8 protein-coding genes are annotated in these 10,012 nt (G+C 72.3%); 4 read left to right on the forward strand and 4 right to left on the reverse strand.

What is annotated here, in order from left to right; genetic code table 11:
- Positions 1-63: 63 nt before the first annotated feature.
- The 4 genes from ACFVX9_RS26940 to ACFVX9_RS26955 all read right to left on the reverse strand — a co-directional run bounded on the left by ACFVX9_RS26940 (position 64) and on the right by ACFVX9_RS26955 (position 4,812).
- Entirely contained in the window at positions 64-1,680 is a 1,617-nt protein-coding gene (locus ACFVX9_RS26940; protein WP_380380777.1) for a carbohydrate binding domain-containing protein, read from the reverse strand.
- Between the two features lie 433 nt (positions 1,681-2,113).
- The gene (locus ACFVX9_RS26945; RefSeq protein ID WP_063345975.1) at positions 2,114-2,701 is read right to left on the reverse strand and encodes a cysteine dioxygenase family protein; all 588 of its coding nucleotides are present in this window, start codon (positions 2,699-2,701) and stop codon (positions 2,114-2,116) included.
- 3 nt (positions 2,702-2,704) lie between these two features.
- Positions 2,705-4,435: a cation acetate symporter gene (locus ACFVX9_RS26950; RefSeq protein ID WP_380495330.1), complete on the reverse strand. Its 1,731-nt coding sequence runs from the start codon at positions 4,433-4,435 to the stop codon at positions 2,705-2,707.
- Positions 4,432-4,812, reverse strand: a complete 381-nt coding sequence (locus ACFVX9_RS26955; protein ID WP_387983910.1) for a DUF485 domain-containing protein — start codon at positions 4,810-4,812, stop codon at positions 4,432-4,434. Before ACFVX9_RS26955 ends, ACFVX9_RS26950 begins: the two co-directional genes overlap by 4 nt.
- 340 nt (positions 4,813-5,152) lie before the next feature.
- Between ACFVX9_RS26955 and ACFVX9_RS26960 the strand changes: the two genes are divergently transcribed.
- The 4 genes from ACFVX9_RS26960 to ACFVX9_RS26975 all read left to right on the forward strand — a co-directional run.
- Positions 5,153-7,060, forward strand: coding sequence for an alpha/beta hydrolase family protein (locus ACFVX9_RS26960; protein WP_387983912.1), 1,908 nt, complete (start codon positions 5,153-5,155; stop codon positions 7,058-7,060).
- Positions 7,057-7,218, forward strand: coding sequence for a hypothetical protein (locus ACFVX9_RS26965; protein ID WP_159398304.1), 162 nt, complete (start codon positions 7,057-7,059; stop codon positions 7,216-7,218). The genes ACFVX9_RS26960 and ACFVX9_RS26965 overlap by 4 nt, the downstream gene beginning before the upstream one ends.
- A 79-nt stretch (positions 7,219-7,297) precedes the next feature.
- On the forward strand, positions 7,298-9,250 hold the full coding sequence (locus ACFVX9_RS26970) for a RiPP maturation radical SAM C-methyltransferase (protein WP_387983915.1): 1,953 nt from the start codon (positions 7,298-7,300) through the stop codon (positions 9,248-9,250).
- Between the two features lie 52 nt (positions 9,251-9,302).
- Positions 9,303-10,012, forward strand: a 710-nt coding sequence (locus ACFVX9_RS26975; protein ID WP_387983918.1) for a DUF5825 family protein, incomplete at its 3' end; no start/stop codon positions are given.

Raw genomic sequence — 10,012 nt, forward strand, 5'->3', positions numbered from 1 at the left:
CCGGCTTCCCGTGCACCGGTGCACGGGAAGCCGGCGGGACGTCAGCGAGTGATCAGCGGGTGATCAACGGCCTTGGAGGGACCTCACGTTGTCGCCGAAGCTCCAGCCCTTCGAGCCGTCCCAGTTGAGCGACCACGTCATGAGCCCCTTCAGCGAACCGCCGAACGCGTTCCACGACTGGCCGACCAGGCCCGGGTCCATGTAGCCGCCGCCCGCACCGGGCTGGGCCGGCAGACCGGGCACCTGCTTGTCGTAGGGCACCTTGACGGTGGTGCCCTGGATGGTCAGGCCGTTGTTCAGGCAGGTGGTCTGCGCGGTGAAGCCCTGCACGGTGCCGGCCTGGTAGGAGTCACCGGAGCAGCCGTACATGCTGCCGTTGTAGTACTGCATGTTCAGCCACCACAGTTGCCCGTTGTCGGCGTACTTCTTGATGATCGGCAGGTAGGCGCCCCAGATCGAGCCGTAGGTGACGCTTCCGCCGGTCACGTACGCGGTCTCGGGGGCCATCGTCAGGCCGAAGCCCGCGGGCATCTGGGCCAGTACGCCGTCGATGATGCGCATCAGGTTGGCCTGGGAGGCGGACAGCGTGCCGATGCTGCCGCTTCCGGACAGGCCGGTCTCGATGTCGATGTCGATCCCGTCGAAGTTGTACTTCTTGAGGATCGGGACGACCGTCGCCACGAACCGGTCGGCGACGGTGCTGGAGCTCAGGTCGATGCCTGCGGCGGCACCGCCGATCGACATCAGGATCGTCGCCCCGGCCGCCTTGGCCTGGCACATCTCGGCGGGGGTCGAGACCTTGACGTTGGCGTCCATGCCGTCCTGCCACTGGACGGTGCCGTCCGAGAGGATCACCGGGAAGGCGGCGTTGATGACGTTGTAGCCGTGTGCGGCGATCCGGCTGTCCGTGATGGGGACCCAGCCCATGCCGGGGTGGACGCCGTTCGCGGCGCCGTCCCAGTTCTCCCAGTAGCCCTGGAGGACCTTGCCCGACGGCCTGGGCTTCGTGGGGCAGGTGTCGCCCGGCGCCGGGGTGGTCGGCGGCGGGGTGGTGGGCGGAGGAGTGGTCGGCGGAGGAGTCGTCGGAGGCGGAGTGGTCGGCGGAGGAGTCGTGGGCGGCGGGGTGGTCGGTGTGGGGCTGCTGCCGCCGGGGCCGGTGAGCGACACGTCGTCCGCGTAGTACGCGGGCTGCCCGTACCAGCCGTGCAGGTAGACGGTCACCGAGGTGGTGTTCGGCCCGGTGGTGAAGCCAACGCTGAGCTGGCTGTACGACGCACTGCTCGGCGTCCAGGTGGACGGGTCGCTGCCGGCGCCGGTGCCGGTGGCGCCCAGGTAGACGTAGCTGCCCTGGACGTAGGCGCTCAGCGTGTACTGGGAGTTGGGCTGCACGCTGACGGTCTGGGCGCACTGGGCGCTGTCCGGGCCGGTCGGCGTGGCCTTGAGCGCGGCGGCGCCGGAATGGACCGGACTGCTGACGACCGCGCCGGAGCCGCCGGAGCAGGTCCAGCCGGAGAGCCCGTTCTCGAAGCCGGGGTTGGCCACCAGGTTGGGGGTGGCGGCCCCGGCCGTGACGGAGCCGGCCACGGCGATGCCGGCGCCGATGACGGCGACGGCGCTCACCCCGGCGAGGGAGCGCCGCAGGACGCTCGGCCCGCGCTGGGCGCGGCTGGTCCGGTTCACCTGCGCTGCGCGTTCCACGCTCGCCCGCGGCTGCGGGCCAGGGGCCCGGAGCGGCTCGCTCCCGGTCCGGTCGCCTTCGGGGCGGCCGGGATCCGGACAGGGGCGGACCTCGCCCGACGGACGTGGAGTACGCGACCTTCGACGGAACATGCTGCGTTCCCTTCCCGCCGAGCGCCATGGACATGACCGACGCGTGGGGGCGCGACGCCCGGCTGTGGGTGAGGTGGGGACATGTGGGGCTGTGCCGGACCGGATCGTAGGAGGGGCGGCGCAGCTCGTCAATAGGTCTGGACCAATCGCGGGGTACGACCCGGCCGACCGCAGCAGAACCCGACGTCAGGCCGTACGGCCCCGCCCGCCTCACCGGGCAGGGGCCCGGGTGTGGCCGACGGGCCGTCCGGGGCGGACGGCCCGTCGGTTCGCTACGGGGCGGTCACGGGGCCAGGCTCTCCGGGCTCCGCCAGCTCACCAGGCGGGCGCCGTCCGGCGGGAGGTCCACGACCTCGTTCCCGAAGACCCGGTTGATCGAGCTGCCCCCGTTCAGCGCGATGTCGGCGCCGTAGACGTGCAGGGAGACCGCGCGACCGGTGCCGCCGTTCGACACCCGGTGGATGTCCTCGTCGGGCGGCACCAGGAGCTGCACCCGGCCGGGAGAGCAGGTGGTCCGGCCGGACGGCACCAGCACCCTGCGGCCGGTTCGGGAGGGCCGCCACAGCCGGAACGCCTCGTCCACCTCGACGCCCTCCACCACACCGGACACGCACCAGGCGACGTGGTCGTGGATCGGGGTGGACTGACCGGGCAGCCAGGTCAGGGCCACCACGGAGTGCGTCCGTCCGGCATGCAGCAGCCGCTGCGAGTAGCCGTCCGTGTCACCGGCGCACAGGTCGTCGGGCACGATCAGTCCGGCCCGCAGGTACTTGCGCAGGGTGTCCGCCGTGAGCTGGGCGGTCAGGACGTCCGCGGCGGCGTAGCGCGCGAGGTCGGAGAGGAACTCGTCGAGGTTGGAGCCCGGTTCCACGCTCTACCGCCCCACTCCGGTGAGCGCGCGGACCTCAAGCTCCTCGAAGCCGCGCCCGTCCGACTCCTCGTCGCGACGGCGGCGGCTGCCGACCAGGGAGCCGAGGACCGCGGCCGCGAACCCGATCGGGATCGAGACGATGCCCGGATTCTGCAGCGGCACCGGTGCGGTGGTGGTGCAGGAGATCAGCGCCGTGGCGTTGCCGACCTGCTTGCTGGACGCCTCCACCCCGCAGTCCTTCGCCTGGGCGGCCGTCAGCTTCACGGCGTGGACCGTGCCGGTCGCGCCGCCCCAGCAGATCGGGGAGAGCAGCACCAGGCCGATCGAGCTGACCAGGCCCGCGTAGATGCCGCACTTGGCGCCGACGGTGGTGAAGCGCTTCCAGAACAGCGTCAGCAGGATCGCCGGCAGGTTGGCCGAGGCCGCGATGGCGAAGGCCAGGGCCACCAGGAACGCCACGTTGAGGTCCCTGGCGAAGATCGACAGGGCGACCGCGACCGCGCCGATGACCACGGCGGCGATCTTCGCCGTGACCAGCTCCTGCCGCTCCGTGGCCCTGCCCTTGCGGATCACGCTGGCGTACAGGTCATGGGCGAACGACGACGACGAGGTCAGGGTGAGCCCGGCGACGACCGCGAGGATGGTGGCGAACGCCACCGCCGCGATGAAGGCGAGCATCAGGGAGCCGCCGGTGGTGCCCGCGCCGCCGCCGAGGTGCTCGGCCAGCAGGGTGGCGGCGGTGTTGCCGGACGGATCCTTCTCCTTGATCGTCGCCGTGCCGACCAGCGCGGCCGCGCCGAAGCCGAGCACCAGGGTCATCAGGTAGAAGACCCCGATGATGCCGATCGCCCAGTTCACCGACTTGCGCGCGTCGCGGCCGGTCGGGACGGTGTAGAAGCGGACCAGCACATGCGGCAGCGCCGCGGTGCCCAGCACCAGGGCGACGCCGAGGCTGACCAGGTCGAGCTTCGACCAGCCGTCGGTCGCCCCGTACTTCAGGCCGGGCTGAAGAAAGGCGTCGCCCTTCTTGGAGGCCGCGGCGGCGTCCCCGAGCAGGTGGCTGAGGTCGAACCCGTACTTCGCCAGCACCCACAGGGTCATCATCGCCGCGCCGGCGATCAGCAGCACCGCCTTGACGATCTGCACCCAGGTGGTGCCCTTCATCCCGCCGACCACGACGTAGACGATCATCAGGGCACCGACCCCGACGATGGTCCAGATCTGCGCCGAGGCGCCCTTGACGTCGAGCAGCTGCCCCACGATCGTCGCCGCGCCGACCATCTGCGCGATCAGGTAGAAGATCGAGACGACGATGGTCGACACGCCCGCGGCGGTCCGCATCGGACCGCTGCGCAGCCGCGCGGCCAGCACGTCCGCCATGGTGAACCGACCGGTGTTGCGCAGCAGTTCGGCGACCATCAGCAGCGCGACCAGCCAGGCGACCAGGAAGCCGATCGAGTAGAGGAAGCCGTCGTACCCGGAGAGCGCGATGATCCCGGCGATGCCGAGGAAGGAGGCCGCGGACAGGTAGTCGCCCGAGATCGCGATCCCGTTCTGCAGCGCGGAGAACTGGCCGCCGCCGGTGTAGAAGCCGCCGGTGCCCTGGGTGCTCCGCCGCGCCCAGAGGGTGATGACGAGGGTCACCGCCACCAGGGCGACGAACAGGCCGATGGTCAGGCCCTTGTGCGATGCCGCCTGCGCCGTCGCCGCGGCGAGCGGAAGGTGCTGTGTCATGCCTGGCTCTCCGTCAGTTCCTGGTTGTCGGCGTGTCCGGCCGGTGGGGCCGGACGGGACGCCGCCGTGCTCCGCAGGGCCTCGGCCAGCGGGTCCAACCGCCGGGCGGCGAACCGGCCGTAGGCCAGGGCGATGCCGAAGGTCGAGACGAACTGCAGCAGTCCGAAGACCAGGGCCACGTTGATGCTCCCGACGACCTTGGCCGCCATGAAGCCGCGGGCGTAGGCCGAGCAGAGTACGTACGCCAGGAACCAGAGCAGGAACGCCGCCGTCACCGGGAACACGAACCTGCGGTAGGCGGCGCGCAACTCGGTGAATCGCGGATCGTCGCCGATCCAGGGTGCGCCACCGCGCGACGACGCGGCTTGGTCGATCATGGGAATCCTTTTGAGCGGTGCGGAACTTGCCGAAGGCCCGACCGTAGGAATCCGTGGCAGACAAGCGATCAACGCGCGGTCGGCGACGGCCGGCCTTTGTGCGTTCCCGCTGCGCGTTCCCGGCACATCCACACCCCTGCCGGCCCGCATTCACCTCAGCTGCATTTCGGCCAACTGTGCGAAAGGTCTGTTCGCAGCCACGGCACCCCCCTAGAGTGGCGGCGATCCTCCACAAGTGGCCTTTTCTTCACGCCAGTTCACTGGATCTTCACGCCAGTGCACCGGCCTCGGGACGTTCAGCGCAGTCTGTTCCCACCATCGAGCCGAAAGGGCCGGGTCCGTGACACAGGCGTTCCAGTCCCCCGGCTTCGCCGCCCTGGCGGCCGACCGCGCGGTCGAGACGCGACTCGTCGACGAGCGCTGGCAAGCGGTGGCCTGGGACCTGGGGACGGGTCGGCGCCGGGTGGTCACCGACCGGCCGGGGGGCGTCCACCTGAGCGAGATCGAGCCGGACGGCGACGCCGTCTGGTGGTTCGACGCCGACAACGCCGGGGAGGGGCGGTGGCGGCGCGAGCCGTTCGCCGGCGGAGCGGGCGGCGAGGCGCTGCACGGCGTGCCGCGCGGGCGGGCGTACGGCGTCGCCTTCGACCGGACGGGCGCGCTCGCGGCGGTGGTCGTCGGTGTCGACGGCGCCTCGCACTGCTACGTCGGACCGCCCGCGGGCCAGGCCCTGCTGATCGGTTCGGCGCCGGGGTACCTGAACCTGGCCGACCTGTCGCCGGACGGCCGGCTCCTGGCCCTCGGCGGGCGGCCCGACGGGGACGACTCGGTGGTCCTGTGGCCGACGGGCGCGCAGGCGGACGGTCAGGCGACCGTTCAGACGGGCGCGCAGGCGGACGGTCCGCTGCGGATCGCCGGGCACCGCCGACTGCGGCTCTGGCCGATCGAGTTCAACCCGCTCGCGGTACTCGAACCGGAGCTGCTGCTGGTGGTCGAGGAGGACGAGCAGTACACCGTCGCGACCTGGCAGGCCGGCACGGGGCTGCGCAGGTACCCGGGGCTGTCGTTCGACTCGCAGATATCGGCCGGCTGGTACCAGGGGCCGCGCGAGGTGCTGATCCAGCACGAGCGGGCCGGGCGGAGCCGACTGCTCCTCGCCGACCTCGACCCGCCGGAGGGGCAAGGGGCGCCGCAGCAGGGGGCCGCGCGCCGAGGACCGGCGGAACAGGCCCCGCCCGTCCGGGAGATCAGCACCCCCGGCGGCACGATCCACGACCTGTCCTGCGCTCCGGACGGCACCTTGCACTGCGTCTGGAGCCGGGAGTCGACACCGCCCCGCCCGCTGGTCCTGCGCCCCGGCACGGAGACTGCGCACCACCCCGGACAGGGCCTCGATCCGGACCAGGGCGACACCTCCCGCAGCCGGCGCTGGACGCCCCGGCCGTACGGGCGGATCCACAGCTTCGTCAGCACTCCGGCCGGCCAGGGCCCGTGGCCGACCCTCTTCCTGGTCCACGGCGGCCCCGCCACCCACGACCGCGACTCCTACGACCCGCGGGTGAACGCCCTGGTCGGCCGTGGCTACGCGGTGGTGCGCACCAACTACCGCGGCTCCACCGGCTACGGCGCCCGCTGGCAGCACGAGTACGGCCACCGGGTCGGGCTGGCACAGATCGAGGACCTGGCCGCCGTCCGCGCGGAGCTGGTCGCCGACGGTACGGCGCTCGCGGAGCGCACCGGCCTGTGCGGATTCTCGTGGGGCGGCTACCTGGCCCTGCTCGCGATGGGCGCGCAGCCGGAGTTGTGGTCGCTCGGCATGGCCGCTCAGCCGATCGCGGACTACCCCGCCGCCTACCGCACCACCACCCCCGCACTGCGCGAGCTCGATCGCCAGCTCTTCGGCGGGACCCCGGACGAGGTTCCCGAGCGCTACCGCGCGGCCGACCCGCGATCGTACGTGCACCAGGTCCGCTCGCCCGTCCTGCTGGTCGCCTCGCGGACCGACGAGCGGTGCCCACCCGACCAGGTCGCCCGGTACGCCGCGGACCTGCGCCGGCTGGCGGTGCCGCACGAGCTGCTCTGGGTGGACGGCGGCCACTACAGCCGCCGGACCGCCGACCACCGATCGGTGCTGGCCACGATGGTCCGGTTCGCCGAGCACGCCTGGCCGGCACCGCTCCCCCTGCCACCCCGGGGCGACCGCCCCGAGGTACCCGCCGAACTGGTGGAAGGAGGTGAACAGCCATGAAGCGACGCAGCATTCAGAACGACCCGATCAGCACCCCGGAGCGTGACCGGGGCGCCGTGGTGGTCCAGGCCTTCGCGCTCGACATCACCAAGGCCGCAGTGGTCGCGCCTGCCCTCAAGGGGCAGCCGAAGCCGAAGGCCGAGACCAAGGGCAAGTGATTCACCGTCGCTCCGGGGCGCCTGCGGTGCCCCGGAGCGACACCTCACCGACCGCCGGCGAACAACAGAAGTGGCCACCATGCGTATCGTCCTGCTGCACATGCCCTGGGGCGCGATCGACGTGCCGTCGCTGGCGCTCGGGATCATGCACACCGCTGCCGCACGAGCCGGCCACCAGGTCGAAGTGCGGTACGCCAACCTGGACTTCGTGGACTGGGCCGCCGAGACCGCGGGTTTCGGCGTGGACGACTACCAGTACTTCTCCGAGAAGTCCTACTTCCAGGGCGCGGGCGACTGGGCGTTCGCCGGCGCGCTGTACGGTGACGACGGCCCGGCCCCCGGCATCGAGGCCGGCATCGACGGCGACGGCGACGACAGCGACATCGATGACCTCGACGGCGAGTTCGCACCCTACTTCGAGTACCTGGCCACCAGCGGTGCGAGCAAGCAGGAGATCGCACTGACCCGGGCCACCCGCGCGATCGCCCCCGCGTTCATCGCCCGACTGGTCGACGAACTCGCCGCCGACCCACCGGACTTGGTCGGCTTCACCACCACCTTCCAGCAGAACACTGCGAGCCTCGCCGCCGCGAGGCTGCTCAAGCAGCGGTGCCCGCAGGTGCGCACGGTGTTCGGCGGCGCGAACTGCGACGGTCCGCAGGGCGCCGCGCTGCACCGCAACTTCCCCTTCCTGGACTACGTGGTGCGCGGCGAGGGCGAGGCCGCCTTCCCCGCGCTCCTGGCAGGCGGCGACCTCTCCGCCGTCCCCGGGCTCTGCTGGCGGGACGACTCCGGAACGTCGACGGCCAACGAGATGACGAGGCGCCCGCTGCCGCCCGCGGCGATCCTGGCGCCCCGCTACGACGGCTTCTACGAGCGGCTCGACGCCTCCGTCGCGGCCGGCTGGGTCGATCCCAAGCTGGTCGTCGAGGGCTCCCGGGGCTGCTGGTGGGGCGAGAAGCACCACTGCACCTTCTGCGGGCTCAACGGCTCCTCGATGGAGTTCCGCTCCAAGCCGCCGACGGACTTCCTCGCCGAGGTGCTCACGCTCGCCGAACGCCACCAGCTGTTGGACGTCTACGTGGTCGACAACATCCTGGACATGGGCTACTTCGACACCGTCCTCAAGTCGCTGGCCGAACTCCCGGTCGATCTGCGGCTGCACTTCGAGATCAAGGCCAACCTGCGCCGCCACCAGTTCCAGCTCCTCGGCGACTCGGGCGCGGCCCAGGTGCAGCCCGGCATCGAGAGCCTGAGCACCCGGGTCCTGCGGATCATGGACAAGGGGGTGACGGGCTGCCAGAACATCCGCGCGCTGCGGGACGCGCAGAGCGCCGGAGTGTCGGTGAGCTGGAACTACCTCTACGGCTTCCCCGGCGAGCAGCCGGCCGACTACGAGTCGGTGATCCGCCAACTGCCCCTGCTGCACCACCTGGACCCGCCGACCGGAGCGGGACGGATCGCGATCGAGCGGTTCAGCCCGTACTTCGACCGGCCCGAGCTGGGCTTCGCGATCACCCGGCCGGCCTTCCAGTACGGCGCGACCTACCGCCTGCCGCAGAGCGAACTCGCCGAACTGGCCTACGTGTTCAGCGCGCCACCACGCGGGATCGGCGGCGACCTCGCGGAGCGGCTGAGCGCGGCGGTGGACACCTGGATCGCGCGGTTCCCCGACAGCCGGCTCAGCTACCGGGACGCGGGCGGCCGGATCGCGCTCGTCAACACCCGCCCCGAGTACGACTGGCGGGTGGTCGAGCTGACCGATCCGGTGGAGCTCGCCGCCTTCCGGCTGCTGAACCAGCCCCGCTCGACCGCCGCGCTGGCCGCCAAGGTCCCCGGCGGCGCGGCGGCGGTCGAGCCGGTGCTGGAGCGCTTCACCGCGCTGGGCCTGCTGTTCCACGACGGGGACAGCTTCCTCCAGGTCGCCGTCGAGTCCGACAACCAGGTGCTGATGCGGATGCAGCACCGGCACGGCCCCGCCGCCGCCCGCCCTCGCGCCGAGGAGGTGCTCGATGCCGTCACGATCGGCTGAACGGACCGATGCCGGAATGGCCGATGCGGGAAGGGCCGTTGCGGGAAGGACCGTGGCGGGAAGGGCCGATCCTGGAGGGGCCGTTGCCGCCTCCTGGCGCGCGGCCGGCCCGGAGGTCGAGCTCTGGCTCGACTACGACCCCGCCGCCAGGGAGTTGCCGGGCTTCGCGCTCGGTCGCCGCACCCTGTCCGGCCCGGCGGAGGCGGAGGTCACCGAACTGCACCGCGCCGGGGTCCGCTGCCTGCGGCTGACCGAGCCGGTGCGGCTCTGCGCGGACGCGCCGGCGGCCTCCGCGCGGGCGCTGATGCTGCTGCGCGAGGCGACCGGGCAGGGGCTTGCCGTGCTCTGGCAGGCCGACTGCACGGACGGCTGCGCGGCGCGGCGCCGGTTCCACCACCTGTACCCGCCCGAGCAGTTGACCGGTGGCCCCCAGGACGTCGTCGCCGACTGGCGCGCCACGTACTACCCGAGCAAGTGCGTCTTCCGGCGCGGCCCCGGCTTCGTCGAGGTGCGCGACCGCCGGTTCGGGACGCTGGAGCTGTTCACCATCGACGAGCCGGGCCACCTGGCGCAGGTCGAGGCGCTGGCCGAGGGCGTCGAGGTCGGCCGGCTGCCGGACGCCGTCCACCAGGACTTCGCCGCGGCCGGCCTGCCCTCCCCCCCCACCCCCCCCCCCCACCCCCCCCCCCCCCCCACCCCCCCCCCCCCCCCCCCCCCCCCGCCACCGCAACCGCCCAAACGCAAACCCCAAGAACAGCCCCC

The sequence above is a fragment of the Kitasatospora sp. NPDC058243 genome, from assembly GCF_042882025.1.
Taxonomy (GTDB): domain Bacteria; phylum Actinomycetota; class Actinomycetes; order Streptomycetales; family Streptomycetaceae; genus Kitasatospora.